The organism is Vibrio variabilis (assembly GCF_003263785.1).
Lineage (GTDB): Bacteria > Pseudomonadota > Gammaproteobacteria > Enterobacterales > Vibrionaceae > Vibrio > Vibrio variabilis.
Map to the genome: position 1 here is coordinate 25,370 of NZ_JYJK01000015.1, position 26,376 is coordinate 51,745.

Annotated in this window: 17 protein-coding genes and 8 pseudogenes; 10 read left to right on the forward strand and 15 right to left on the reverse strand. The window is 47.9% G+C overall.

Annotated elements, in window-relative coordinates; translation table 11 throughout:
• Positions 1-2: 2 nt before the first annotated feature.
• From nqrE to bolA, 6 genes and pseudogenes are all read right to left on the reverse strand, one after another.
• Complete coding sequence (gene nqrE / locus TZ48_RS03435) at positions 3-599, reverse strand: NADH:ubiquinone reductase (Na(+)-transporting) subunit E (RefSeq protein ID WP_042477581.1); 597 nt, start codon at positions 597-599, stop codon at positions 3-5.
• Positions 600-606: 7 nt separating this feature from the next.
• Positions 607-1,238: pseudogene (locus tag TZ48_RS03440) on the reverse strand (NADH:ubiquinone reductase (Na(+)-transporting) subunit D).
• Complete coding sequence (locus TZ48_RS03445; RefSeq protein ID WP_112478265.1) at positions 1,238-2,020, reverse strand: Na(+)-translocating NADH-quinone reductase subunit C; 783 nt, start codon at positions 2,018-2,020, stop codon at positions 1,238-1,240. The pseudogene TZ48_RS03440 and the gene TZ48_RS03445 overlap by 1 nt, the downstream one beginning before the upstream one ends.
• On the reverse strand, positions 2,010-3,251 hold the full coding sequence (locus TZ48_RS24695) for an NADH:ubiquinone reductase (Na(+)-transporting) subunit B (RefSeq protein WP_234495373.1): 1,242 nt from the start codon (positions 3,249-3,251) through the stop codon (positions 2,010-2,012). Before TZ48_RS24695 ends, TZ48_RS03445 begins: the two co-directional genes overlap by 11 nt.
• Before the next feature lie 3 nt (positions 3,252-3,254).
• A complete protein-coding gene (locus TZ48_RS24700; RefSeq protein WP_239670688.1) occupies positions 3,255-4,595 on the reverse strand; it encodes a Na(+)-translocating NADH-quinone reductase subunit A in 1,341 nt (446 codons plus the stop codon).
• Between the two features lie 520 nt (positions 4,596-5,115).
• Complete coding sequence (bolA, locus tag TZ48_RS03455) at positions 5,116-5,424, reverse strand: transcriptional regulator BolA (RefSeq protein ID WP_112478266.1); 309 nt, start codon at positions 5,422-5,424, stop codon at positions 5,116-5,118.
• 154 nt (positions 5,425-5,578) lie between these two features.
• Here bolA and TZ48_RS03460 point away from each other — a divergent pair.
• The 4 genes and pseudogenes from TZ48_RS03460 (at position 5,579) to TZ48_RS03475 (ending at position 9,413) form a co-directional block, all read left to right on the forward strand.
• Positions 5,579-6,714: pseudogene (locus TZ48_RS03460) on the forward strand (methyltransferase).
• 113 nt (positions 6,715-6,827) lie between these two features.
• On the forward strand, positions 6,828-7,397 hold the full coding sequence (locus TZ48_RS03465) for a YajG family lipoprotein (protein ID WP_112478267.1): 570 nt from the start codon (positions 6,828-6,830) through the stop codon (positions 7,395-7,397).
• Positions 7,397-7,944, forward strand: a pseudogene (locus tag TZ48_RS03470) (peptidylprolyl isomerase). The gene TZ48_RS03465 and the pseudogene TZ48_RS03470 overlap by 1 nt, the downstream one beginning before the upstream one ends.
• 95 nt (positions 7,945-8,039) lie before the next feature.
• Positions 8,040-9,413: pseudogene (locus TZ48_RS03475) on the forward strand (AmpG family muropeptide MFS transporter).
• A 74-nt stretch (positions 9,414-9,487) separates the two neighbouring features.
• Here TZ48_RS03475 and TZ48_RS03480 read toward each other — a convergent pair.
• From TZ48_RS03480 to TZ48_RS03490, 3 genes are all read right to left on the reverse strand, one after another.
• Positions 9,488-10,168 (reverse strand): ChrR family anti-sigma-E factor, encoded by a 681-nt coding sequence (locus TZ48_RS03480; RefSeq protein WP_112478268.1) that lies wholly within the window; start codon positions 10,166-10,168, stop codon positions 9,488-9,490.
• 1 nt (position 10,169) lies between these two features.
• The gene (locus TZ48_RS03485; protein WP_112478269.1) at positions 10,170-10,748 is read right to left on the reverse strand and encodes an RNA polymerase sigma factor; all 579 of its coding nucleotides are present in this window, start codon (positions 10,746-10,748) and stop codon (positions 10,170-10,172) included.
• Positions 10,749-10,839: 91 nt separating this feature from the next.
• Positions 10,840-11,433: an LON peptidase substrate-binding domain-containing protein gene (locus tag TZ48_RS03490; RefSeq protein WP_112478270.1), complete on the reverse strand. Its 594-nt coding sequence runs from the start codon at positions 11,431-11,433 to the stop codon at positions 10,840-10,842.
• 299 nt (positions 11,434-11,732) lie between these two features.
• Here TZ48_RS03490 and TZ48_RS03495 point away from each other — a divergent pair, with 299 nt between their 5' ends.
• From TZ48_RS03495 to csdA, 4 genes and pseudogenes are all read left to right on the forward strand, one after another.
• Positions 11,733-12,518 carry an outer membrane protein OmpK gene (locus TZ48_RS03495; RefSeq protein WP_112478271.1) on the forward strand — a complete coding sequence of 262 codons (786 nt, stop codon included), beginning with the start codon at positions 11,733-11,735 and terminating at the stop codon, positions 12,516-12,518.
• A gap of 122 nt (positions 12,519-12,640) precedes the next feature.
• Positions 12,641-13,534 (forward strand): 2-dehydropantoate 2-reductase, encoded by an 894-nt coding sequence (panE, locus tag TZ48_RS03500; protein WP_112478272.1) that lies wholly within the window; start codon positions 12,641-12,643, stop codon positions 13,532-13,534.
• A pseudogene (locus TZ48_RS03505) lies at positions 13,527-14,122 on the forward strand (DJ-1 family glyoxalase III). Before panE ends, TZ48_RS03505 begins: the two are co-directional and overlap by 8 nt.
• A 1-nt stretch (position 14,123) precedes the next feature.
• Positions 14,124-15,323: a cysteine desulfurase CsdA gene (gene csdA, locus TZ48_RS03510; protein ID WP_112478273.1), complete on the forward strand. Its 1,200-nt coding sequence runs from the start codon at positions 14,124-14,126 to the stop codon at positions 15,321-15,323.
• Positions 15,324-15,400: 77 nt separating this feature from the next.
• Here csdA and TZ48_RS03515 read toward each other — a convergent pair whose 3' ends face one another.
• The 4 genes and pseudogenes from TZ48_RS03515 to TZ48_RS03530 form a co-directional block, all read right to left on the reverse strand.
• A complete protein-coding gene (locus TZ48_RS03515) occupies positions 15,401-15,832 on the reverse strand; it encodes a SufE family protein (RefSeq protein WP_112478274.1) in 432 nt (143 codons plus the stop codon).
• Between the two features lie 12 nt (positions 15,833-15,844).
• Positions 15,845-16,658, reverse strand: a pseudogene (gene tcdA / locus TZ48_RS03520) (tRNA cyclic N6-threonylcarbamoyladenosine(37) synthase TcdA).
• A gap of 202 nt (positions 16,659-16,860) precedes the next feature.
• Positions 16,861-17,952: pseudogene (gene mltA, locus TZ48_RS03525) on the reverse strand (murein transglycosylase A); the annotation flags it as partial.
• Between the two features lie 70 nt (positions 17,953-18,022).
• Complete coding sequence (locus TZ48_RS03530) at positions 18,023-18,478, reverse strand: DUF2850 domain-containing protein (RefSeq protein WP_112478275.1); 456 nt, start codon at positions 18,476-18,478, stop codon at positions 18,023-18,025.
• 145 nt (positions 18,479-18,623) lie between these two features.
• Between TZ48_RS03530 and argA the strand changes: the two genes are divergently transcribed.
• Both argA and TZ48_RS03540 read left to right on the forward strand, forming a co-directional pair.
• On the forward strand, positions 18,624-19,961 hold the full coding sequence (argA, locus tag TZ48_RS03535) for an amino-acid N-acetyltransferase (RefSeq protein ID WP_112478276.1): 1,338 nt from the start codon (positions 18,624-18,626) through the stop codon (positions 19,959-19,961).
• Positions 19,962-20,164: 203 nt separating this feature from the next.
• Positions 20,165-20,350 (forward strand): hypothetical protein, encoded by a 186-nt coding sequence (locus tag TZ48_RS03540; RefSeq protein ID WP_042496841.1) that lies wholly within the window; start codon positions 20,165-20,167, stop codon positions 20,348-20,350.
• 81 nt (positions 20,351-20,431) lie between these two features.
• On the opposite strand, the gene recD is transcribed toward TZ48_RS03540, so the two are convergent.
• Both recD and recB read right to left on the reverse strand, forming a co-directional pair.
• Entirely contained in the window at positions 20,432-22,606 is a 2,175-nt protein-coding gene (gene recD / locus TZ48_RS03545; RefSeq protein ID WP_112478277.1) for an exodeoxyribonuclease V subunit alpha, read from the reverse strand.
• Positions 22,606-26,231, reverse strand: a pseudogene (gene recB / locus TZ48_RS03550) (exodeoxyribonuclease V subunit beta). Before recB ends, recD begins: the two are co-directional and overlap by 1 nt.
• Positions 26,232-26,376 lie beyond the last annotated feature (145 nt).

Here is a 26,376-nt window from a genome sequence, read left to right on the forward strand (position 1 = left end):
CCTTACAGTTGAACACCAGAGAATGACATAAAGCCCAGTGCCATCAGACCTACCGTGATGAACGTGATACCAAGACCACGAAGACCAGGAGGAACGTCAGAGTACTTCATCTTCTCGCGGATACCTGCTAGCGCAACGATAGCTAGCATCCAACCCACACCAGAACCAAAACCGTATACGACAGATTCTGCAAAGTTGTAATCACGCTGTACCATGAATGATACGCCACCAAAGATCGCACAGTTCACCGTGATAAGCGGTAGGAAGATACCCAGTGCGTTATACAAAGGTGGGAAGAAGCGGTCTAGTACCATCTCAAGGATCTGTACTAGCGCTGCGATTACACCGATAAAGGTAATAAAGTTTAGAAAGCTAAGGTCGACACCTGCCACCAATGCATTTTCTTTAAGAACTAGGTTGTAAAGCAGGTTGTTCACCGGTACTGCCACTGTCAGTACAACGATAACCGCAACACCTAGACCGAAAGAGGTCTTAACCTTTTTCGATACCGCTAGGAATGTACACATACCTAGGAAGAAAGAAAGCGCAAGGTTTTCGATGAAAATCGACTTAACCATTAAGCTAATATAATGTTCCATGACAGCCTTACTCCTTCGCTTCTACTTGTTCTGGCCTAATTGTACGAATTGCCAGATCAGGAAGCCGATTAGGAAGAACGCAGAAGGCGCTAGTAGCATCATGCCGTTTGGCTGATACCAACCACCGTTACTTACTAGCGGCAGTACTTCCAGACCGAATAGCTTGCCTGAACCAAACAGTTCACGGAAGAAGCCAACAGTAATAAGAACGAAGCCATAACCCAGACCGTTACCAATACCGTCGATTAGCGATGGTAGTGGCGCAGACTTCATAGCAAATGCTTCCGCACGACCCATTACGATACAGTTAGTAATGATCAGACCAACGAATACCGAAAGCTGCTTAGAGATATCGTAAAGATACGCTTTCAGGATTTGGTCAACCACGATTACCAAAGATGCAATGATCGCCATCTGTACGATGATACGAACGCTATTTGGGATATGGTTACGAATTAGAGATACGAAGAAGTTAGACAGTGCAGTAACGAAAATTACCGCCAGCGTCATAACAAATGCTGTCTCTAGTTTTGTGGTTACCGCAAGAGCAGAACACACACCAAGAACTTGAAGAGCGATCGGGTTGTTATCCAACACCGGTGCCATCAGGCTCTTCTTCATTTCTTTAGCATCAGCCATTAGTTCAGACCTCCGTCACGAACTTTAGCTAGGAATGGACCAAAGCCCATGTCACCCAACCAGAAGTCAAACGTACCTTGAACGCCGTTACCTGTCAGTGTTGCACCAGATAGACCGTCAACACCGTGCTCAGAACCTTCAGGTGCGCCACCTTTCACGATTGCAATCGCTGGCTTGAAGTTTTCATCAAACAGTTTCTTGCCAACAAACTGTGCACGCCAAGATGGGTTTTCGATTTCGCCACCCAATCCAGGAGTTTCACCTTGCTCGTAGTAGGTAATACCGTTCACAGTATTACCGTCTGTTTGAACCGCAACAAACGCGTACATCATAGACCATAGACCGGTACCGTGTACGGGTAGGATAATGCTGCTCACTTCACCGTCTTGCTTAACTAGGTACACAGTACCTACGTTTGCACGACGAAGAATCTTAGCAAAGTCTTGGTCAGCGGTAAGACGGATAGACTCAGATGGGTCTTTTGCCGCTTTACGTTGATCGTAGCTGTTTGCGTCGCTGCCATCTGGCGCCGTATCAACAAACTCACCAGTGTTGAAGTCAACAAGACGAGGCTCAATGTACTGGCTGTAAAGCTCAGCAACTGTACCTTCGGCTTCGATACCCGCTACTTCAATGATTTTCGACTGTTTATCTAGAACCGCGTTCGCGCGTTGCTTGTCACGCAGACCTACTGCTGCAAGCGATACAACGATTGAGCACACTAAGCTCAACGCGATAACAACAAACAGCGTCTTTTTAATGCTATCGTTATTACTTGCCATAGCGAGCTTCTCTCCGTTTGATGTTCTTCTCGATCACGAAGTGGTCGAATAGAGGTGCGAACAGGTTAGCAAATAGAATTGCTAGCATCATACCTTCTGGGTAAGCCGGGTTAACAACACGGATCATGACACACATTGCGCCAATCAAAATGCCGTATGCCCATTTACCGTTATTAGTGAACGATGCCGAAACTGGGTCTGTTGCCATAAAGAACATACCGAATGCAAAACCACCTAGTACTAGGTGCCAGTGCCAAGGCATAGCAAACAGAGCATTGGTGTCAGAACCAACAACATTAAACAGAGTTGCTACTGCAACCATACCGATCATGACACCAGCAATGATGCGCCAAGACGCAATGCCCATGTACACGATCATTGCCGCACCAATCATAAGTGCTAGCGTTGAAACTTCACCAATCGAACCAGGGATGTTACCGATGAACGCATCCATCCAAGAGATAGTTTGGCCAGTGATGTTGTTAATTAGTGCGCCTTCGCCACCTTGTGCCCATTGGCTAAGAGCCGTAGCACCTGAGTAGCCGTCAGCTGCAACCCATACCAAGTCACCCGAGATTTGCGCTGGGTAAGCGAAGAATAGGAAAGCACGGCCAGCAAGCGCTGGGTTAAGGAAGTTACGACCAGTACCACCAAAGATTTCTTTTGCAACAACAACACCAAAGGTAATACCTAGCGCTGCTTGCCAAAGTGGAAGTGTTGGCGGAACGATCAATGCGAAAAGAATAGAAGTTACAAAGAAACCTTCGTTAACTTCGTGCTTACGCACCATACAGAACAACACTTCCCAGAAACCACCAACAATAAACACTGTTGCGTAGATAGGTAGGAAGTAAGTTGCACCCAAGATCATCTTACTGCCCCAACCCGCGTCGGTGCCTAGCGTGCCGCCAAGACCTTGAGTTAGCCAGTAGTGCCAGTTGCCATCGATAACACCCGCTAGCTCTGCGCCAGTGTAAAGATGGTTAAGTGCCATAACCGCTTGGTTACCCGCGTTGTACATACCCCAGAACATTGCTGGGAATACTGCGAACCAAACCATGATCATGATGCGTTTTAGGTCAACGCTATCACGGACATGCGAGCTGCGCTTCGTGACAAGACCTGGCGTGTAGAATAGCGTCGCCGCTGCTTCGTACAGAGCAAACCATTTTTCATGTTTGCCGCCTGGCTCGAAATGATGCTCGATATCCTCGATGAATTTCTTAAGCATGGATTACCCTTCCTTCTCAATCTTGTCTAGGCACTCACGCAGGAGTTGACCGTATTCGTACTTACCTGGACAAACAAAGGTGCATAGCGCCAAATCTTCTTCATCTAGCTCTAGAGCACCAAGACGCTGAGCGCTGTCTTGATCGCCTGCACATAGATCACGAAGTAATAGCGTTGGCTCCATATCTAGCGGCATGACTTTCTCATAGTTGCCGATTGGAACCATTGCACGATCACTACCATTGGTTGTGGTTGTCATGTTGAACAACTGACCTTTGAATAGGTGACCAAGGAATGATTTAGTGATAGAGAACTTGTTCTTACCAGGCATTGCCCAGCCAAACAGCTCTTTGTCACGACCTTCACGAAGTACAGAAACCTGCTGGTGGTAACGACCTAGGTAGGCGTGTGGACCAGTAGCGTGTGTACCAGAAAGCACAGAACCAGAAATGATTCGAACTTCACCAGGCATCAACTCGTTATCTGTTACATCTTCTAGGCTCGCACCAAGCTGCGTTCTAACCAGACGAGGGTTATTTACTACAGGGCCAGCAAGAGACACAACGCGATCCGTGTACAGTTCACCTGTAGTGAAAAGCTTACCGAATGCAATCACATCTTGATAATTGATGCTCCAAGCAACGTTGTTCGCGCTGACTGGATATAGGAAATGCATGTGAGTGCCGACTAGACCCGCTGGGTGCGGACCGTTGAAGACATGCTCTTCGACATTGGATTGAGTTGAGCGAGGAAGACTCGTGCCTGTTTTGCAGACATACACTTTACCGTCTGTCAATTTCGACAGTAGGTCAAGACCTGCAACAAACGCGTCTTTTTGCTCGTTGATAATCAATTCAGGCTCTGCTGCTAGTGGATTAGTATCCATAGCAGTCACGAAAATCGCTTGAGTCGTAGAATCGATCGCCGGAACCTTGCTGAACGGACGAGTACGCAACGCAGTCCACATACCAGACTCAACCAATTGAGTTTTGATCACGTCGCGATCAAGACCCGCTAGTTGGTCAGCTGTGTAGCTATCGAAAGTAACTTGCTCGTCACCTGCCACTTCAATCACAACGGATTGTAGGACACGCTTCGCGCCACGGTTAACTTCAATAACCTTACCGCTTGCTGGAGAAGTAAACTTCACGCCTGGGTTCTTTTTGTCTTCAAAAACAACCTGACCTTTCTTTACTTCGTCACCCACGCGAACATGCATCGTTGGACGCATACCCACGTACTCTTCGCCAAGCAAGGCGACTTTAGTGATGGACTTACCATCATTAATCACCTGGGAAGGAGTTCCTGCGATAGGAAGATCCAAGCCCTTCTTTATTGTAATCATACGCACTTGCACTACTTTTATCGGGAAAAAGATTCTTTTAATTTGCGTAACATTTAGACACGACATTGAGTGTCTGGCTCTGGCTTCTTTTCGAGCCGAAGCAGCAACATCACTTTAACAATCTCGTCATAGAATCAATGCGAGATTTTTCTGGAGCGGTAGTTTAGCATCTTTTACAAAGGGTATGCCACGACCAATCTCAGCAATAGCCGCTTTATTTGGAAACTTTTGCTACATCTGGGGTTGCGAATATGTGTAACTTTGACCAAACGCACAAACTGCTATTAATGCATTTAAAAATAAGCGATTAGCTTGTTCACAATCTGAAACATTCACCATTATCAAAATCACATAACATTATATGTTGATACGCTGTTAATGATTTACCCCCAAAGAGGTAGGTAAAACCTTAGCTTTACCCAGGATAAATTGATGGTGATTATCAGTAAACCCTCACCTTGTTGCTAAACTGTGTTCTCAGTTTCTATTTTTGGTACCGCACCAATAAACAGGTTTGCCGTTACTTACCGCCACCAGCACAATTTGGGCTAGCAGGGGCAAGTTGGTTCTCTTCGTTCCACTCTTCAGGAGTGTAGGTGTGGATCGCTAAAGCATGCACCGAACCTGCGAGCTCTTCAGCAAGCACAGTATTAACCTTACGATGCCGAGTAATAAGACGCTCGCCAGAAAAATCTTCACTGATGACAATGACCTTAAAGTGACTCTCTGAGCCTGGCGGGACATTATGCATATGACTTTCATTGCGAACATCGAGATGTGTTGGATGGAAAGCTTGATGGAGCTTTTGCTCGATAGATTGTTGAATCATCATACTTCCTTGGGCTGAAACCGACATTTATTTTTATATAGTCGGTAAAGTATATACTTTACTTAATCAATAATCTTCCCTTAAATCACATTCTGCTTGGCTTAGTTAGGGGGATTTTGTCAAAATACAACCATTGTCACCAATTCAAGAAATTATGAAAACTGAACTGAACCTACTAGAGCGCAGCTACTCGCTTTTTCGCTACCCGAAACTTGCCAATGAGCAGCTCCAAGCATGGGATGCGGGAGACGAGTATCTGATTCAACATGTTGAAGAGCTCGCCTTGCCTAAGTCATCGAATATTTTGATCCTCAACGATAACTTTGGAGCACTGAGCTGTTGGTTTAGTGAAGAGCACAAGGTGACTGCCGTCACAGACTCTTTTGTTTCCCAACAAGGTATCAAAAGCAACTTGTCGGCAAATAAACTTAATGGCGTAACTCTCTTGAGTTCAACTGATGCATGGCCAAACGACATCGACCTCGTGCTGATGCAAATCCCACGCAATAATCGCTACTTAACTTGGCAGTTAGACCAACTTGCTCAAAAGTACGCAGGCCGCAGCCCGTTCATTGCGGTGAACAAAGCGAAAGAGATCCACACTTCAACACTGAAGTTGTTTGAGAAGTTTGCAGGTCCCACCACAACATCGCTGGCAAGGAAAAAACATCGCCTAGTGTTTACTGAGCTATCTAGTGCGACACAAAAGCCAGCGGTTGATGCGTATACAACTTGGCAGGTTGAAGGGCACGATCTAACACTGGCAAACTTACCCAATGTTTACTCAGGCGAAAGCTTGGATCTGGGCGCTCGCTTTATGCTAGAGCATCTATCCAAACTCGACGCGGACAATAAAGATGTCGTCGACCTTGGCTGTGGCAATGGCGTTTTGTCGATAAAGCTCAAGCAGTTGTTCCCAGCCGCTCGCATTACCGCGGTCGATGAGAGCTTTATGGCATCAGCTCGGCAAAGCATAACTTTGAACTTAATCAGTTAGATGACGCTCAGTGCAAGTTCATTACGAACAATTGCTTAGATGGCTTTGAAGCGGCCTCACAAGATCGTGTCGTCTGTAACCCACCCTTCCATCAACAGCAAGCCATTACCGATCACATCGCTTGGCAAATGTTCTGTGATGCAAAGCATGTTCTTCGCCCTAAAGGCGAATTAATGGTTATCGGCAATCGTCACCTAGGCTACGATAAAAAACTGGCACGTCTCTTTGGCAAGCACAATGTGAAGCTTGTCGCTTCTAATGCCAAATTTGTTATTTTACAGGCAACTAAGTAAAGATTGAGTCATAGTTGCCCTTAGGCAACGTGCATAACAATAAGAATTCGCTATGATGCCAGCCATCGCTCGGTTTGGCTTCAATAGTTTTAGAGTGTGAAAAGGAATCATTAATGAAAAAGCTCGTTTTAGCGGCTTCCGTCGTATTGCTTGCTGCATGTGCAAGCCCTCAACAAGAACAAGTCAATTTTGCGCCTAAAGCGACAACTAGTGCCGCTAAAGTCGTCGAAAACAAATCAATGTCACTCTCTAGTAAAGACGTGCGAACCGCTCAATACGTTGCACTGCTCGACAATGGCCGCTCGAACATTACGCCAGTACACACTCGTCAAAATCTTCGTATTGGCATTGAAAATGCGCTAGTGAATCAATTTTCATCACAGGGCTACCAAGTCACCGTGAACAGCGACAATTCGCTTCAAGTTGAAGTGCAGGAGGCATTGGTCTCGGTTAAACACACCGTGATGGAAAATGACATGACAGCAAACGTTGTGCTCGAACTGACCGCCGAGAATGCAAAAGGTAAGCTAGTAAAAACTTACACGGGTACAGCAAAGCGCTCAGGCCTTATGAGCGCATCTAACGACGATATCGAAACCGTACTGAACGACACGGTTAACTTGGTACTTAAAGAGATCGCCAACGACAAAGAACTGCAAGACTACATGAAGGAACGTTTCTAATGCTAAAAACAGCTATTGCTACCCTAGCGCTTGTTGCAACTAGCGTATTCGCAGGTCCCAAAGTTGCAGTGGATACCAACTTAGGTCGCTTCGTGGTTGAACTTAACCAAGAAAAAGCACCGGTAAGCGTTGAGAACTTCCTAAAGTACGTGGATGACGGCAGCTATGTAAACAGCCAGTTCCATCGTGTGATCCCAGGTTTTATGGCACAAGGTGGTGGCTTTGCCAAAGATTTCAAACGCCTACCAACTTATGCGCCTATTGAAAATGAAGCATCAAACGGCTTGGATAACGATGCAGCGACGATTGCCATGGCGCGCACTCGCGATCCAAACTCAGCGACACGTCAGTTCTTTATCAACTTCGTTGACAATGATTTTCTCAACTACAGCGTGACTAACCCAGCTATGCCGTATTCGGTAAGGTTGTTGAAGGTTTTGACGTCGTACAAAAAATGGGGCAAAAACCAACGCGCAGCACCCGCGGAATGAGCGACGTGCCACTTGATCCCATCATTATTACTAAAATGGAAAAAATCAGCGATTAACACCAGCAAGAGAGAGCCTCGCCTCTCTCTTTGCTTGTTATACGTATCCATTCCCTTTCGCTGCACTCGCAAGGAGCACACCTGTGGAACAAAAAATGACTTGGCTTGAGACAGTCAAAAGTTACTGGGATAAAAGGCTGCTTTGGGTCTTTATGATGGGTTGTTTCAAGCGGCTTCCCTTGGGTTTTGATTGGATCGAACATGTCTGGCTGGCTAAAAGATGCCGGGCTCACTCGTGCAGCTATCGGTTACTTTGGCTCAGTGTTTGCGGTTTATGCCATCAACTTTCTTTGGGCGCCTTTAGTCGACAGGGTGAAACTTCCGGTTCTGCACAGTACGCTTGGTCAACGCCGTAGTTGGATTTTCCTTTGTCAGAGCTTTATTTTGGTCGGGACACTGTTTATTGCAGGTGTTAACCCGGCGAACAACCTGATGTTTACATCTATGTTGGCACTGTGCATCGCCATTTCATCAGCGACGCAAGACATCGCAATTGATGCTTATCGTATCGATACTTTTCCAAAATCAGAGTCCCGTAAACTGCCGCAAGCGTCTGCAATGGCCGTGATCGGTTGGTGGACTGGTTACTCATTGCCGGGCTATTTAGCGTTCATCAATGCTGATTCTATGGGATGGAATGGTGTTTACTACGGCATGGCAGGTATCGTTGTGATCCTTATGTTGTTTACTCTTTTTGTCAGTGAACCGAAAACCGATCGCGAAGCACTGCAAGCACAAGCCGAAGCTCGTCACAACAAAGTAGTCGGCAGTCGCTTTACCACCTGGATTTCTGTCACGGTCGTCGAGCCATTTTTAGACTTCTTCCGTCGCAATGGTGTGCAAGTTGCGATCACCTTATTGCTGTTCGTGTTCCTATTTAAGATTGGCGAAGCCTTCCTAGGACGTATGTCAATTACCTTCTACAAAGAAATTGGCTTCAGTAACGAGCAAATTGGCTACTACTCTAAGCTTATTGGTTGGGGGCGACCATCCTCTTTACGCTACTAGGCAGTATGGTCAACGTTCGCTTCGGCATTGTAAAAGGCTTGATGATTGGCGGCATTGCAATGAGTGCCAGTAATCTGATGTTTGCATGGATAGCAAAAGTGGGGCCTAGCGAGACGCTGTTCTTAGCAACCATCATTGTCGATAACTTCACAACGGCATTTTCGACCGTCGCGTTTGTGTCCTTCCTGACCGTGCTTACCGGCCAAGCATTTTCTGCTACTCAGTACGCGCTACTCGCGTCTTTGGGTAACTTCGGTAGAACAACATTGGCATCGTTCAGTGGTGAAATGGTCGACGCCCTTAATGACTGGAGTTTGTTCTTTATTATTACGTCGCTCATGGTGATCCCAAGTCTTATCATGCTGTACTCACTACGCCATTACTTTAGTGACCTGCTTGAAAAAGCGAAACATAAAGACGAAAGCCCAACACCGAAAGAGCAAGAAAACCTGACTCAGTAAAACGGCTATGACAACGTAGAAAAGGCTCGCTATGATGCGAGCCTTTTGTTTTGATGATCCTTTCTAGACAAGATCTAAGGATACATTCCTTTACCGAAGCGGTTAAAGACTCTCGCCACACCCTGGGTAAATATCATAGGCTCGGTCAGAATCGACAGGCACAAACAATCTTGTCCGGTTGCGGTCTGAGGCGCGTGCTTAGTATCACCGTCTTCGCGAATGAAGTCGCCTTCGTGGTACTCACCGTTTTCGTCACTGAAGCTGCCATGGAGAACCACTGTTGATTCAAACCCTTTGTGAGTGTGCTGAGGCACCTGTACTCCTTCCGTGATGTACAACAGACTCACTTTACAATCTTCATCAATCTCGATATTGGACGTAAACACTTTTCCGCCGTAACTCTTCCACTCTCCCATTCGCTCTACGAAAGGTTTTAGCGTTGATGGTACCTTGAACGACTTGCCGTTCACTTCTACAGTCGCTGCGGTTCTCACCTTAGGTTTGCTAAAGTCAGCGTCAAGCGTCATGATGTCGTTCATCATGTTGTCAAATACGAGAGCAAGCTCAGAGTCAGAGATGGCGCCCTCAGTACCGCTGGCAACCAAATCCTCAGCAGCCTCTTCCTCGTACTTAGCCACCAATTGACGGCAGTAAGAGCATGTTTCTAAATGCGTGGCGACGGCAGCCCCGTGAGCCGAATCGATTTCTCCGGTCGCATAACACTTTAAAACTTGTTTTTCTGGGTGGTAACTCATATTACTCCGCCTCCATTGAATGTCTTAGTTTTTCTACAGCTAGTCTGAGACGGGACTTCACTGTCCCCAAGGGGATGTCAAACATGTCTGCCACCTGCTGATGAGGTAACTCCTCCAGGTAGACTGCTCGAACCACTTCTCTCTGAGCCTTTGGTAAATCTTCTAAGAATCTAATAATTTGTTCTTTAAGTCTGTCAGTCTCGGGAGAGTAGTGCTCGACGAAATCAGGCGGGCAGTAATCTGTTGGCCAAATGTCGTCGGCATGCACGTGCAGCTCCTTGCCTTTTTGCTTGCGCAGCATGTCAAAACACAAATTGCGCGCGATAGTGTATATCCAAGTTGATAGAGAGCTCTTACTTCCGTCAAACAAATGTGCTTTTTGCCAAACTGTGGCCATGGTCTCTTGTACCATCTCGATGGCCACTTGCTCGTTGCCCATGTGCTTGTACGTAAACTGCTTGAGACGCGGTGAAAAGTAACTGAACACAATGCCAAAAGCACGTTTGTCACGCTGCTTCACCTGTTCCATACATTCCGCCCACTCTTGTTTGGTGAGCGCCTCTGGACTATCTACTATCATATTTCTGTCCCTAAAGTTTTGAACGCGACATTGCCACTATAACCTCTCATATTACGCTCGATTAGTCTCCACGGATCATCTTTGACTGCACTTAATGTCGAGTTTCCTCACGAATGTCACCCGACTTGAACGCCTCGGCCAAAAAGTCAATGGCCACAGTACAGTCAGACTGAGTCACTAGGTGCTCAAAGTGGTGGCAGTCTAGGGGAAGTACCTCTAGCCAGCGCTGGCACACCCATGACGCATCGTCAAAAAACTTGTGTAGATATAGGTCGCCGATTTGAGGAAACTTCTTATACACATCTTGCAACCGCTCGCCAAGAAACTGGTTTTCATCACTCAGCTCAGCCGTTGACCACCCTTCGAGCCAGTCGACGTTGGCGAATCGCAATCCATCATTGTCGGCATCAACGTCTAATACATTAAACTTTTTAATACCGGAAACGGTAACGCCAAGCATGCCATCATCAAGCGTCTCAAAGTCGACGATGCTGACGAACGTCCCAACAGAAGACACGTTTTTCGGCGCACCAGACTCTCCGCTAATCAAACACACTCCAAAGCCAGTCTCACTTTTTAAACACTCGGATACCATTCGCTTGTAGCGAGGCTCGAAAATACGAAGCCTCATCTTTCCTTCTGGCAATACCACTGAACGCAGTGGAAAAAGCATAATTCGTGACATCATTCTTCCCTTTGTTACTACATCACTGTTTACGCCGCTTCGCGACTTCGGATCATCCTTGTTTGTTACTTAAAGTCGGTACAAGTTGCACAAATGCAAACACAAATTGATCGTTTTGCACTCAATTTATAGAAGTTCCCTTAAACCTTCTTGTTTTGTGATAGGTCTCACAAACTTTAGTAAACGTTTGCGGTGTTGCACATTTACTTTGGGATATAAATCGCTATCATGCCCACCCATCGGATGAGTTCGCACGGAAAGCGGCCAATTTACAGTACAACTTGAAGAGTTTTCACACTATGCGTAAATCACTTTTAGCTCTTGGCGTTGTTGCAGCAGTTGCTGCAGTGCCAGCTTCTGCAGAATATCTATATGGCTTTGGTGGCGTTTATCTTGATTACCAAAAATGGGATCACGAATTCACATCAAACAACGGCGATGCAAACAGTGCTCGTAACAAAGCAGTACTAGGTATTGAGGGTGGCGCAGGTTTCACTTGGGGTGAAATCTACGGTTTCTACGACTACGAAAACTTCAACAAAGGCGACGGTGAGAAGCACGGTGCATCTCTTAAAGGAACCGCTCACATTTACCTAGGTGACACAGGCGCGTCTCTTTATGGTCAAGTTTACGACACAGGTTCAGCTGGTTTTGGCGAGCACAACCGCGTAGTTGGTTTTGGTTACACAGACCTGGTTTCTGACAACGGTTGGTTCAAGCCTTGGATTGGTGTTCACCATGTAAGTACCACTGGTACTGTTCCACGTACAGGCCCTGACGGTAAAGAGTTCGGTGAGAACGTTTCTGGTTGGAACGGCTACATGGGTGGTTGGACAGCTGGCTACAACTTCAACATCGGTGGTCAAAAATTCTCGACTGTAAACTGGAACGAAATCGAGTTTGCACGTAACGATCGTTACGCCGAGTCTCAAGGCGGTAAAGAAGGTGTGAACGGTGGCCTAAGCCTATTCTGGCACCCAGTTAAAAACGTAAAAACGGGTATCACATACCGTTACACGTACAACAAGCTAGGTATCAAAGGTTGGAATGACTTTGCTATCTACCGTGTACAATACGACTTCTAATTGCTGAAGTTAGAAAAATGGCGCTACGGCGCCATTTTTTGTACCCGCTTACTTAGGTTGTTTTCGACCATTCCCGTTATCTTTGTTATCCTTCGAGCTTCACTCATCACCTTGTAGCTAATGTGAATATCACTATTCTCGGCCCTGGAGCCATCGGCTCTTTATACGCCTATCGGCTCAACCAAGCTGGGCATTCAGTCTCCCTGTGGGGACGTCATCCCGCTAGCCCAGTAGAGTTTTCATTAGACGAATGCCCGGTACTCTCGTTTGCCAATCGAGACCGTCACTGTTTACAACATTGCGATCTACTGATCGTCACACTCAAAGCATGGCAAGTGGAAGCTGCGCTTAGCCCAATATTAGAAATGCTGCATCAAGATACGATCATCCTGTTTTTACACAATGGCATGGGAACGGTGGAAAGGCTACAAGCTCAGTTGCACAACAGACCGGTTCTCCTCGGCACCACAACACACGGGGCATTGAGAGTGACGGCCAACGAAATCCGCCATACCGGCCAAGGTCAAACTCTTATAGGTGCATGGAATCCTCTAGGACAACAATGTCAGTTTGTTGCTGAAGTACTCGACCACGCCATCGCTCCGGTCAAATGGCACGAAGACATTCGATCCGCACTCTGGACTAAACTCATCATCAATTGTGCGATAAACCCACTTACGGCCACCCTTGATTGCCAGAACGGACAATTAGTCCACTCTCAATATCGTTCGCAACTCAGTGCAATTGTCAGTGAAGCGGCCATGTGTGCTCGAACGCAAACGATCGAACTTGATGACAAAGCACTTTTGCAAACAGTTCTCACTGTCGCAAAGGCGACCGAAGAAAATTACTCTTCGATGCATCAAGACATTTATAATAAGAGACAGAGTGAAATCGACTTTATCACCGGCTACGTTTTGGACATTGCGCAAAAATACCAACTGGCAGTCCCTCAAAATGCCGCCCTTTTTCAACAGATCAAACAGATAGAAGCAAGCTGGAGCCAGCATGACTAAAAAGGTACTTGTCCCTATCGCCCCAGGCACAGAAGAAATGGAAGCCATCACCATCATAGATACTATGGTGAGAGCAGGTTTTGACGTCACGGTGGCGAGCGCTGACTTCGATGGCGCATTGACAATGAAAGCTCCCGAGGGGTCACCTTAACGGCCGATTGTAAATTGGTCGATATTGCAGACGACGAGTTCGATGTTATCGCGCTGCCTGGTGGTGTCGGCGGCTCGGAAGTATTTCGTGACAGCACATTATTGGTCGAGATAGTTCGCCAACACAAATACGATGGCAAACTCATGGCGGCTATTTGCGCAGCCCCTGCCCTTGTGCTGCAGCACCATCAACTTTATCCCGATGCTTTAATGACCTGCCACCCAAGTTTTAAATCTCATATCCCAGAAAGCTGTTGGCGCGAAAAGCGCGTTACCATGGATATCAACCACAACCTGATTACCAGCCAAGGTCCAGGTACTGCGCTTGAGTTTGCCATCGAGATCATCATTGCACTCTGTGGTAAAGAAAAGGCATGGCAAGTCGCCGAGCCTATGGTCACCAACCCAACGCTGCATTATCACGAAATGGGAAAGTAAGATGACTGATTTACAAGCAATTCGTGACCAGTTCCCGGCAATTGATGGCGAAACCGTTTATCTAGACAGTGCGGCGACCACACAAAAGCCTCAAGCCGTCATTGACTGCATCACAGACTATTACCGCAATCAAAATGCCAATGTTCATCGCGGCACCCATTCGCTGACTGCTCTGGCGACGTCCCGTTTCGAAGCGGCTCGTGAAACGGTCGCGCGTTTTATTAATGCCAGCAGCGAGAAAGAGATCATCTGGACACGTGGAGCGACCGAGGCGCTGAACCTCATCGCACAAACCTACGCCCGTAATCAGTTACAGCCAGGTGACGAAATCTTGGTTTCTGAAATGGAGCACCATGCCAACATTGTTCCGTGGCAAATTGTCGCCGAGCAAACCGGTGCTAAAGTGGTCAAGGTGCCAATGGGTGAAGGTTGTCAATTTAACCTCGATGCGTTCCGAGCATTGGTCAACAGCCACACAAAAATCGTGGCCGTGGCTCAAGTCACCAACGTGACGGGAACCGTGCTGCCGCTCAACGACATCATCGCGATCACTCGCGCTCATAGCCAAGCTGTGGTCGTCGTCGATGGCGCGCAAGGCGTGGTGCATCAACCGACTGACGTTCAAACTTTGGATGCCGATTTCTACGTTTTTTCGGGGCATAAACTCTATGCGCCTGCGGGTATTGGCGTACTGTATGGAAAACTCGCTCTGCTCGAAGCGATGCCACCATGGCACGGCGGCGGAAAAATGGTCGAAAAAGTCTCGTTCGAAGGCACAACATTTAGTGAGTTGCCCGGTAAGTTTGAAGCGGGTACACCCAATGTCGCTGGTGCCCTGGCGCTTGCCTGCTCTATTAAATGGCTTGCCCAATATAACCATGCCGATCTTGAAAAGCACATCTGCGCGCTTCAAAAACGCGCCTACGACGCCCTAAACCAACTCGATGATATTCAAATCATCGGCTATCAGCCCGGTGCTAGCGTCATCACTTTTGTCATGGATGGCGTGCATCATCAAGACTTGGCCACATTGCTTGATCAGCAAAATGTCGCAGTACGCGCTGGACACCACTGTGCCCATCCACTTATGGACGCGTTAGGCGTAAAAGGTACCGTGCGAGCTTCATTCGCGATCTACAACTCTGAGCAAGATGTTGACCGCTTTATCGCTTCGGTAGAAAAAGCTGTCGATATGCTTTAAACGCAAAAAGGCCATTGGTAGCAACGCCCCCAATGGCCTTTTAAAATCACTGCAATCGATAGTGCTTCTAAACGCGGTTAAAGCGAGCGCTGCGCCTGTTCGCGAATCGTATTCACGATAGCCTTAAGGCCATTGCCGCGTGAAGGACTAAGATGATTGATAAGGTTCAACTGCTCAAAATAGCCTTCGAGATCAAACTCAGCGATTTGCTGTGAGGTTTTGCCATTGAAGGCAGCCAACACAATCGCAATCAAGCCGCGAACGATACGTGCATCAGAGTCCGCCTTAATTACCCATGCCTCATCGACCTGTTCAAGCACTAGCCACACTGAGCTTTCACAGCCCGCCACCAGCACTTGCTCCTGTTTATCAGCCTCATCCATGACCGGTAGTTTCTTACCCCACTGAATGACTTGGCGGTAGCGATCTTCCCAGCCTTTCAACTGAGTCATCGTATCGACAATTTGCTGCGCTTGGATTTCACTGCCAAATGGATTGCTGTTACTCATCTCGACTACCTATTACTTTGCTGCGTACTTTTGCAGAATTTTTTCAACGATGCGCGATACCGCGACAAAGCCAAATGTCGCCGTGACCACCGTTGCCGCGCCAAAACCCGCTGGCACAGTCCATACGTTTTGGCCCTTCTGCGGTGGATTTTACGCCACACACACTGCCGTCCGCTTGAGGATATTTGAGCTGCTCAGTCGAGAACACACAATCAATACCAAATTTACGAGCAGGGTTCTTAGTGAAGTTGTGATGACGACGCAAGGTATCTTTGAGCTTTTTGGCGAGCGGATCTTGAATCGTTTTGGTCAAATCCGCCACCATGATTTGGGTTGGATCAACTTGACCTCCTGCACCACCGGTTGTGATGACTTTAATCTTGTTGCTGCGGCAATAAGCCAGTAACGCCGCTTTCGGCTTAATGCTGTCAATCGCATCCAACACGTAATCAAACTCTTTGCTGATGTACTCGGCCACGTTGTCTGGAGTAATAAAGTCATCAATCAGATTCACTTTGCACTCTGGGTTGATCAGCTTAACGCGCTCTGCCATCACTTCGATTTTACTTTGACCAACGGTACCTGACATCGCATGGATTTGACGGTTAATGTTGGTCACACACACGTCATCCATATCAATCAGTGTTAACTCACCGACACCGGTTCTCGCTAGCGCTTCTACTGCCCACGATCCCACACCACCAATGCCGACCACACACACGTGTGCTGCACGTAATATGTCGACCTCACTATGACCATAAAGTCGGCGTGTGCCACCAAAACGTTGGTTGTAGCTGTCAGAGGCAGGTTGGTTCAATTCGCGCATGGGTTACCTTGCATTGTCCAAGTAAAAAAGAAGAGTGCGATTTATACGCACTCTTACTAAAAAGGTCAACTCTGTCGGTGTTGTAGCCGCTGATTGTGATGGCCTACTTGCTCTCGCTCTTCGTATCCGTTTCGGTATCAGGCTTGTCTTGCGAAGAGGTAGAAGACTTAGCCGACGCTTCAGACGGGTTTGCTGGAGAGGTCTTTTCTGCTGGCATTAACCATGGGTCTGCGGTTGTCGAGTTTTCTAAACCCAATTTCCACACGCGGCCAAAGTGCTTGTAATGCCCTGCTTGAGTGCCGGCAAACTCGCCCATACCATGATAGAGATCGAAGTGGTTACCTTTCACCGCACCACCAGTATCGAGCACGATTAGCAGTCTTAACTCATGTGCACCACTCCAAGTACCATCGGCGTTAAGCAGTGGCACTTCCGCCAGTATCGGAGTCCCCATTGGGAATGCAGAGCGATCGCCCGCAACCGATGCCATAGGTAATAACGGAATACCTGCAGTACCTCTTACTGGCGCTGCATTTTGCGGTTGGAAGAATACAAACGATGGGTTTTCCTCAAGGAGTGCCTGCACCGTTTTCTCATCTTGTGCCATCACCCACTCTTTGATCGCTTTGAGTGACATTTTCTCCTTTGGCACTTCACCACGCTCTATCAACACACGGCCAATACTCACGTACGCTTTGTTGTTTTTTCCTGCATAGGCAAAATATTCTAAGGTGTCATCATCTTCAAAGTGAACGAAGCCACTGCCTTGCACTTCCATAATAAATGGGTCGATGAGGTTTTCAGCATAGCCGAGTTCAAGTCCCTGGCCATTGAGTGCGCCGCCATAAATTTCTGCGCGAGTTGGACACTCTTGCTGACACTCTGGCATCGCATACACCGGATAGCGGAACTTCTCATCCGGCTTATGACGAAGCTCCATCACAGGTGAGAAATAGCCCGTGAAAAGTACATTGCCTTTGTTATCACCACCGCCAAGCTGCGCCGCTTGAACACCGTAATTTGCCAACTGTTTAGGGTCGCCACTTTGCACAGCCCATGCTTCTAGCTGTTCGTATAATGGTTGGTAGGTTTTCGCCATAGATGGCGAGGCAGTGACCACCTCATTCGCTTGAGCAGCAAAGGAGTGAAAGTTGCGAGGTTTGTTGGATTCAATTTGCTCTGTTTTATTTAGCAGGCTAGTGAACTCACCATCTAGGTGCTGCTGGGCGCGATCACTCTGCGCGCAGCCAAACACCAATAAAACAGAAGCAAGTGGCAAAATACGTTTGATCAAGTTAGTCATCCCTTATGGTTCGTGCATTCAGGATGGCAAACTCTATAAAAAAGCGCAATAAAACCGATGCTTATCTCAGGTCTTTTTTGTGTTTTCCTGACAAAACAAACGTTGGGTTGTAATGAGTCGGTGAAAGCTGTCGTATCTCGGTCTTGTTACGGTTAAGAAATTGATAACGATACTCGGTCACCCCTACGGTAAACCAAAGCTCTTTCGTTGATAGCTCAAAAGAAGTAGCGACCACACGGTTATTGATCGCCACCTTATTATCTCCAAGTTCAAACGACGCTCTCGCATAAGGAGCCACATCTTTCTCGATCCACAGTCCAAACACCGCTTCTTTAGGGTTAATGTGGTCTTGAACTCGACCATATAAATCGTTGTATAAGCCAATCACTGAGGCCGTACCCACTAATGCCAGCAAAATTAGTACTCGTTCCAACCACTTGTTGGGTCTAATCGTACTGCGAGGCGTTAACGTGACATCCACGCTACTGACAATACTACTCTCTTTGCCTTCACTCATAGCTCGCCTTCTTCTGTATTCTGCGTCAGTGTGTCACTTGATTCATAAAGGGGCAAGTCTCTCCTTCGCTCCATACTAAATTTCCCTTGCGCATTTTTGAATAAAAAGTCATTATTTCAACATAAATAAACCACGAGTAATCATTGTGAAGATCCGCAGTACCGCCCTAGTAAAAGGATTTCGGCAGTCCACTCCGTATGTTAATGCTCACCGCAACAAAACCATGGTCATCATGCTAGGTGGAGAAGCATTCACCGACAAAAACTTCACCAATATTGTGAGTGACATCGCGTTGCTACATAGTTTGGGCGTTAAGTTAGTGCTGGTGCATGGCGCAAGGCCGCAAATCAACCAACTTCTTGAACACAATGATTGTCACTGTCCCTATCACAAAGGCATTCGAGTCACGACAGAAAAGTGCTTAGACTATGTAATGCAGGCGACGGGGCGTCTGCAACTGGATATCACTGCACGTCTCTCTATGAGCCTGAATAACACACCAATGGCGGGTAACCAGCTCAATGTTATTAGTGGCAACTTTGTCATTGCCCAACCGCTCGGCGTTGATGATGGCATCGACTACTGCCACAGTGGTCGCGTGCGCCGTATTGATATTCAAGGTATCAATCGTGTTCTTGAGCAAGGTTCAATCGCCTTACTCGGTCCTGTGGCAGGTTCGGTAACGGGTGAGACCTTCAATCTCCTCTCTGAAGAAGTGGCGACCCAAGTGGCTATAAAATTAAATGCAGATAAGTTAATTGGTTTTTGCTCTGAGCAAGGGGTGCTCGATGAAAATGGTAATGCCATCGCTGAACTATTCCCTTCTGAGGTCAATCAACTGATTGAACAACTTGAAGCCAAAGAACTGGCTGACGAAGGCCATAGTAGCGGCACTCTGCGTTTCTTACGCGGCGCGCAATCCGCTTGTCGCGCAGGGATTCCACGTTGCCACTTAATTAGCTATAAAATCGATGGTGCGCTGATTCAGGAGCTGTTCTCTATTGATGGTATCGGCACACAAATCGTCATGGCCAGTGCCGAGCAAGTCAGACAGGCTGACATAGATGATATTGGCGGCATCTTTGAGCTGATTAGACCTTTAGAAGAAAAAGGGATTTTGGTTCGCCGCTCTAGAGAGCAGCTTGAGCAAGAGATCCACCAGTTCACCTTGATCGAGAAAGATGGTTTGGTGATTGGCTGCGCAGCACTTTATCCTTACCAGCAAGAAAAGATGGCCGAAATGGCCTGCGTTGCGATCCATCCCGACTATCGCGATGGCAATCGGGGCGTGCTGCTCCTGAATCATATGAAGCAGCAATCAAAGATGATGGGGATTGAGCATATATTTGTACTCACTACACACAGCCTGCACTGGTTTAGAGAGCAAGGTTTTCTTGAAGTAGGGGTAGAATCGCTGCCGATGGCGAAGCAAGACCTCTACAATTTACAAAGGCGCTCCAAGATCCTATCGGTCTCGGTGTAGTGTTAAAAAATCATTCATGACGACTTTAAATTTATGAAATCGATTGCCGTCATGAATTAGCACAAATCGTTTTACAAAAGGTCAATTCCTGTTTAAAATTCGCGCAAATCACAGCTATTTATGTGACAGGACTCCCAAAAAGCAACGTGCTGGCGGGCAGTGCAAGGAATGCTAGGTGAACACCACATTCAAGAGTGACATCTATGCGAACGGTTATTTGTAATTCGATTCAAAGTTTCTGGGATATGGCGGAAAACCACTTCCTAGAAGGACTCAACGTCCACTGTGTTTTTCCTGTATCCGAAAAAGTCAGATCGTTAATGGCGATTTACCAGCAGCAGTATCGGATCAAGCAAATCACCTACTCTGAGGTCTTTAATCCGGCTTAACCGAGCCAAACTATCTCCAGAATAGCACTGCCAAGGATGGTAGAGTTTCTCTCTCACTTACTTTCCGACTCAGCTACGCATTTACGCCAATCGCAATGACAGTCCACTGTGACGCAGCGTTTTATGACGTATCCCCTTCCCTAATACTTTGCCATCCGCCACTAAGGTGAAACGCGATTTTGCACGGGTAATTCCGGTGTAAATCAACTCTTTGGTGAGCAGAGGGCTAAATTCACCCGGTAATATCATAAAGGTATGGGCAAACTCACTGCCTTGAGATTTATGAATCGTCATGGCATAAGCCGTTTCGTGCTCTGGCATTCGACTTGGCAATACCGACTTTATGCTGCCATCAGGGAGCTCAAAGAAGACCTTCAGCCTTGGTGTTTGAGCACTATGATCCCATAGGCAAATGCCTATATCTCCATTGTAAAGTCCAAGCCCGTGATCGTTTTTCGTCACCATCAGCGGTCGCCCCACATACCAAAGCTCTTCACCTCGCGAAATCACGCCGCGCTGCTTCAGACGTGACTCTATCCTCTGGTTAAGGCCAGTAACACCAAAATCACCCTCTCGAACTGCACACAGCAAGCGGTTTTGAGCGAATAAACCTAAGACTTCACGCGCAACGCCGTGCTGCCAGTTCACTAACGCATCGCTGCTTTGCAGCGACTCACCTTGTGGAGACGCTGCTCTCGACTCAGTCAAATACGGTTTGTAAGCCCGCACCATAGCATCAATCAATTTTTGATAGCTATCACCACTCAGTGGCAGCCATTCAATATCCTCAAACCCTTTGCTCCAAACCTGCTCGAAACCTCGACTACTTGCAGCGTTAACCTGTTTTGCAAGTTGTCCTATGCCTGAACGCGCGTCAAAGCGATAGCTTTTTTGCAGAACGCATAGACTATCTGCAAGTGGCGATACCAACTGTTTGCCAGTACGTCCAAACTGGCAGTCAAACTGAGTGAGTGCTTTCACCCGTTCGTTTTGCTTTTGGCTGTAACCTTGAGCCGAAAAATCACAGATATCAGATAGCACCGCTCCCGCTTCAACTGAGGCGAGCTGATCTTTGTCGCCTAATAAGATAAGCCGTGCGTGGCTTGGTAGCGCATCGAGCAATCGGTGCATCATAGGCAAATCGACCATAGAGGCTTCATCGAGCACCAACACATCGAGATGCAACGGATTGGTTTTATCGTGCCTAAACTCAACACGGCCTGGAATGGCACCAAGTAACCTGTGCAGGGTACTCGAGTCGGTGGGAATACGCTGTTTAAGCTCCGGTGACAGCGCCAAGGCATCCACCGCTTTACCAATCGATTCCGTCAGGCGCGCTGCTGCTTTACCCGTTGGCGCAACCAACTTAATGGTGGGGGTTTCTCCTTGCGCGCTCGCCTGATGCACCATTGCCGCGAGCAGTTTGGTGACTGTCGTGGTTTTACCCGTACCAGGCCCTCCGGAAATAACGGCGAAGCGGCGGGTTAATGCTACCGCAGCCGCCACCTTTTGCCAGTTCAGGCAGGTATTGAGCGGAATTGCAGCATCCAGTATTTGAAGCTCACTGGCAGAGTTCGCTGACGTGACAATGCGATCCACCTGATCCCAGTCGATCGAGCCATCATCAACAACGTCTAAGAAGTCACACACCAGTTGCTGTCGTGAAACTTGGTTGTTTTGTTCATTAGAGAGCGAGGCTAATGCCGAGTACAGGTAGTGATATTCTCGGGCAAACAGCTGATCAAGGATCTGCGCCGCTTGCTGAAGTTGAGTGCTGGGCAGCTCAATCGGCGTCGCCATCGACAACAGCCGCTCTGCGATGGTTTGCTCATAATAAAAGTAGCGCTGTAAATAGAGCCGATTTTGCTGCCAGACTAGAGGCGTGACCGCACCCTCTAAGGATGCGCCTGGAGCCAATACAGTGATCGTTGACGCACGCTCCATTACCTGCAGCCAATCAACCTGATTGACCTTATCTTCCAACGGCGCAGCAGCGGCGCCATAGAGTCCAATCAGGCTTGGTAACGGTGGCAAAGCCTGCTCAGCCAAATTGCTACCTAAGTCGCTATCTAAGTTGACGCAAATGTGGCCTTGCCCGAGCTGGCTACTTGTGATTGCCGCCAGCCACATCACTTCATCGGGATACTCGGTTTCAATGGAAGCAACAAACTTGGCGAACTGATGATCCAGCGGTCGTAAACATTTTTTATCGACCAAGTCGGAAATCCAATGGGAAAAAGCGCGCTGTTCAGTCATTAAAATCCAAGCCCCATTTGTTGATTTGCTCCTTCGTCGGTATCACTGTTTTCAGTCTCGATGGCATTCAGATCACCGGAAATCAGCGCATCAAGGTTTTCAATCATTGCTTTAGTCGGACGCGCATTGAAGATTCCCGCATCGGAGTTCGGCTCAATGCCACGTAAGAACAGATAGTAAACGCCGCCAAAATGCTGCTCATAATCGTAATCGCAAATACGCGTTTTTAAGAAGCGATGCAGCGCCAAGGCATAGAGTTGATACTGTAAGTCATAGCGATGGTCGACCATGGCATGTTCGAGTTGAGCTCGCTGGTAACTGTTGCTGTCCTCACCAAGGTGATTCGATTTCCAGTCGAGGACGTAGTACTTGCCATGATGCTCAAACACTAAGTCAATAAAGCCTTTCAACATGCCTTTAACCGTATAAAAGCCCAGCTCATGCGCCTTGGCAGATAAGCTATCGTGGCGCTGAATCACTCGATTAAGCGAAGGCGCATCAAGTACATCTATCGGCAATAGAAACTCCATCTCCACCAAGCGCTGCGAAGGGCTTTTATCTCGAAGGTATAGGTTCTCACCGTCTAGAGCCGTGTTCATCACCTGATCCACCAGCAAAGTAATCACTGGCAGCCACTCTGCGTCGTACTGCTCTTTGGCAAGCAGTTCAGCGATGATCTTTTCGTTATGCTCAGAGCCAGCGGGCTCGGTAAACTCAATTTCTTCAAATACCGTGTGTAGGAAGGTACCCGGACGAGCGCCTTTTGGAAAATGGAAGATGGTTTTCTCCGGCTCCAACAGCGGATCCAGTTGCTGCTCGTCTGAAGAGTCGATATCTAAGCCCGACTCTTCAATAAACACCTCATCACTGCTGCATGGTGACTCTGTTTCACCAAAGCCGAGTAACTCGTCAGACGCCAGTCCCGATCAATGGTATGTTGCTGCGTTTTTGCATTAAGCTCAGGTGCAGATACAGACGGCAAGCGATACGACTCACCATCGGGTTCTGGTGGCGCTGTAATCGCGATGTCCTGACACGATTTTGCTAACTGGTTTAGCATGGTTTCTAGCTCGCTGACGCCCAGCTCTTGGCCGTTTTGCACCAAGAAGCCTAGAGCGCTGTGGTGAACGCCGGTAGGCTCTTTGGTAGAGCGTCCGTTGCGAAGTGGCGCAATACCGATAAAACAGCCATACACGGCACGAGTCAGCGCTACATAGATAAGGCGTAGGTCTTCCGCTAGGCGCTCTTTGTCTGCCTGAGCCAGTGCGGCTTTGGACTTTCTAAGATCCAGCACCGATTCCTGATTTGTTGCATCATAGTATTTCGCTTCCATCGCTTCGCGATAGCTGACCACAAAAGGCAAGTAAACCAGATCATATTCAAGGCCTTTCGACTTATGAATGGTGATGATTTGCACCAGATTTCGCTCCGATTCCAAACGCTGAATATGCTCATCGGAGGCGCCTAACCCTTGCTTAGCATCTTCGATAGACTGGGCAAACCAACGTAGCAATGCGGTGTCACTTTCCACATCTTGTCGAGCAGCTTGCAATAGCTCTCCCAAGTGTAAGTAGTCAGTTAGTAAACGCTCACCGCCAACGGTGGCCAATAGACGATTCGACATTTCGCGCTTAAACAGCACCGAGCGCAGCATGGGCAACACACCGCGGGATTGCCACAACTGACGGTAATCACGAAACTCAGCAATCACTTGCTCCCACAAGTTCTCATCGTTATTCAGGCCATCAAGCACATCAGCGGGTAGCGCGAACAGCTCTGAGGCAAGTGCACTTTTCAGCAGTCGTTCATCGTCTTGATACCAAATCGCTTGCAGAAGGCGCAGCATATCTTCTGCCACTGCGCTAGAAAACACACTGTCTCGATTAGAGAGATAAACACTGGCAATGCCACGCTCAGCCAACGCCTGTTTGATCAGTTGCCCTTCACTACCGGTTCGAACCAGCACGGCAATATCACCCGCTTCAACCGGATGCTCGCTATCACCATCCGCTAACACAACATTGTTAGTTTGCGATTCAGTCAGCACCATTTTGATGTGCTGGGCAGTGGCAGCGGCCATGTGCTGCTGATAGTCCCCTTTGGCAATAGGCGCATCGGCATCTTGGAGCCAAAACTGCAGTGCAGGCTGACTCTCACCATATTGCAGCCACTGACGTTTTCCCGCTTTCGGACTGGCATTAACCGGATAAAAGGGAATGTCGCTGTCGTACAAAAACGGCGAATCTGCTTGTTCAAACAGCGCGTTGACGCTGCTCACCATACGCTCACTGGAGCGCCAGTTGGTGCCCAAGGTGTAGTGATCAACAACCTGATTTCTTGCTTGGATATAGGTGAAGATATCAGCGCCGCGAAAGCCATAAATCGCCTGCTTTGGGTCGCCAATCATAAACCAGCCACACTCAGGGTTGTCTAAATACACCGAGCTGAAAATTTGGTACTGCAGTGGATCGGTATCTTGGAATTCATCGATCATCGCCACCGGAAATTGGCTGCGAATTTTTTCGGCTAAGCGCTCGCCAGATTCGAGCTCTAAAGCGGCGCTCAGTTGAGTCAATAGATCGTCAAAAGAGAGCCACTGCTTTTGCTGCTTGGCTAACGCTAATCTCTGACGACACGCTTTAATCGCCATTGCGAGTAGCGGGGTTTTCAACTCAGGAGGCGTTGCTAGAAAGGCCTCAATCTCGGCAAAAACTGCCATCGTTGGTGGCTCGCCCTTAGGCGTTTTTTCAATCAGCACCGCTTGGGAAAATTTTTCAAGCGCGCTCGGTAAGCTGTAATCCAGCGTCTCTTGCTGAGCCCATTCCGTAATGCTTGCCACCCAAGTTGGCAGGGATTTTTTGGTGTAACTGCGTTTATTGACATCAGATTGTGAGATGCAAGTGACCACATCGTCGCTAACGGCTAACCAGTTGGCTTTTAGCGTCTTTATTTTCTCTAGATTGGCTTGATGCAGAGCGGCAATGTCCATGCTCTGTCCATCGCTATCCGTTGTTGAGTCAATATCTTGTAAGGTAATGGCAGGGCCTGTCAGATAACGTCCGATATCACTGAGCAGCGCACTTGGCGTGGCCCAAATTTTGCGAATTTCAGAGGCCATCGCGAGGTTTAACGGATAAAACTGACTGCGCCAAAAATCTGCCGCGACCTGCGCTTTTAAACGGCTTTCATCCGTCACGAACTCGTTGTTAAAACGAGCGCCTGACTCGAACGCGTTTTGGGTCAGCATGCGCTGGCAGAAACCGTGAATGGTGTAGACCGCCGCTTCATCCATTTGGCGCTCAGCCTGAAGCAAGGTTTCGGTGGCGTAACGATGATCGCTTACTTCCAAAAGCAATGGCTGAATGACCGGATCGTCACTTTCGCCTCGGGCAAACGCGATACGAGCCTGATGGATACGGGCACGAATTCGATCGCGAAGTTCTGCTGTCGCGGCTTCGGTAAAGGTCACCACCAAGATCTGGTCAACCGTTAGTGGCTGACGATGCGCGCTACCCTCTTTGCCATGACCGAGCAGCAGTCTTAGATAGAGACCCGCGATAGTAAAGGTTTTACCCGTGCCCGCAGAGGCTTCAATCAGCCGAGCACCATGCAATGGAAAGGTCATGGTATTCAGCGCAGTCGGCTTCTTAGGCGGTGCTCCGTCCAAGGATTGACCTTGGGCATCGCTATCTAACAATGGGTTATCTGAAGAGTGCTCATTTGGCTTCATGTCTGAACTCAACTGTGATCTAACGCTTAAAATCTAATTT

What these genes read in the sequence shown, in the direction of transcription:
- TZ48_RS03515 (WP_112478274.1), bottom strand. Translation starts at nt 15,832, where the DNA reads ATGAGTAACAGCAATCCATTTGGCAGTGAAATCCAAGCGCAGCAAATT.
- bolA (WP_112478266.1), bottom strand. Translation starts at nt 5,424, where the DNA reads ATGATTCAACAATCTATCGAGCAAAAGCTCCATCAAGCTTTCCATCCA.
- TZ48_RS03445 (WP_112478265.1), bottom strand. Translation starts at nt 2,020, where the DNA reads ATGGCAAGTAATAACGATAGCATTAAAAAGACGCTGTTTGTTGTTATC.
- nqrE (WP_042477581.1), bottom strand. Translation starts at nt 599, where the DNA reads ATGGAACATTATATTAGCTTAATGGTTAAGTCGATTTTCATCGAAAAC.
- TZ48_RS03530 (WP_112478275.1), bottom strand. Translation starts at nt 18,478, where the DNA reads ATGAGTGAAGGCAAAGAGAGTAGTATTGTCAGTAGCGTGGATGTCACG.
- TZ48_RS03490 (WP_112478270.1), bottom strand. Translation starts at nt 11,433, where the DNA reads ATGTCACGAATTATGCTTTTTCCACTGCGTTCAGTGGTATTGCCAGAA.
- TZ48_RS03495 (WP_112478271.1), top strand. Translation starts at nt 11,733, where the DNA reads ATGCGTAAATCACTTTTAGCTCTTGGCGTTGTTGCAGCAGTTGCTGCA.
- TZ48_RS24700 (WP_239670688.1), bottom strand. Translation starts at nt 4,595, where the DNA reads ATGATTACAATAAAGAAGGGCTTGGATCTTCCTATCGCAGGAACTCCT.
- TZ48_RS03485 (WP_112478269.1), bottom strand. Translation starts at nt 10,748, where the DNA reads ATGATAGTAGATAGTCCAGAGGCGCTCACCAAACAAGAGTGGGCGGAA.
- recD (WP_112478277.1), bottom strand. Translation starts at nt 22,606, where the DNA reads ATGACTGAACAGCGCGCTTTTTCCCATTGGATTTCCGACTTGGTCGAT.
- TZ48_RS24695 (WP_234495373.1), bottom strand. Translation starts at nt 3,251, where the DNA reads ATGCTTAAGAAATTCATCGAGGATATCGAGCATCATTTCGAGCCAGGC.
- csdA (WP_112478273.1), top strand. Translation starts at nt 14,124, where the DNA reads ATGACTGATTTACAAGCAATTCGTGACCAGTTCCCGGCAATTGATGGC.
- TZ48_RS03540 (WP_042496841.1), top strand. Translation starts at nt 20,165, where the DNA reads ATGCGAACGGTTATTTGTAATTCGATTCAAAGTTTCTGGGATATGGCG.
- TZ48_RS03480 (WP_112478268.1), bottom strand. Translation starts at nt 10,168, where the DNA reads ATGAGTTACCACCCAGAAAAACAAGTTTTAAAGTGTTATGCGACCGGA.
- TZ48_RS03465 (WP_112478267.1), top strand. Translation starts at nt 6,828, where the DNA reads ATGAAAAAGCTCGTTTTAGCGGCTTCCGTCGTATTGCTTGCTGCATGT.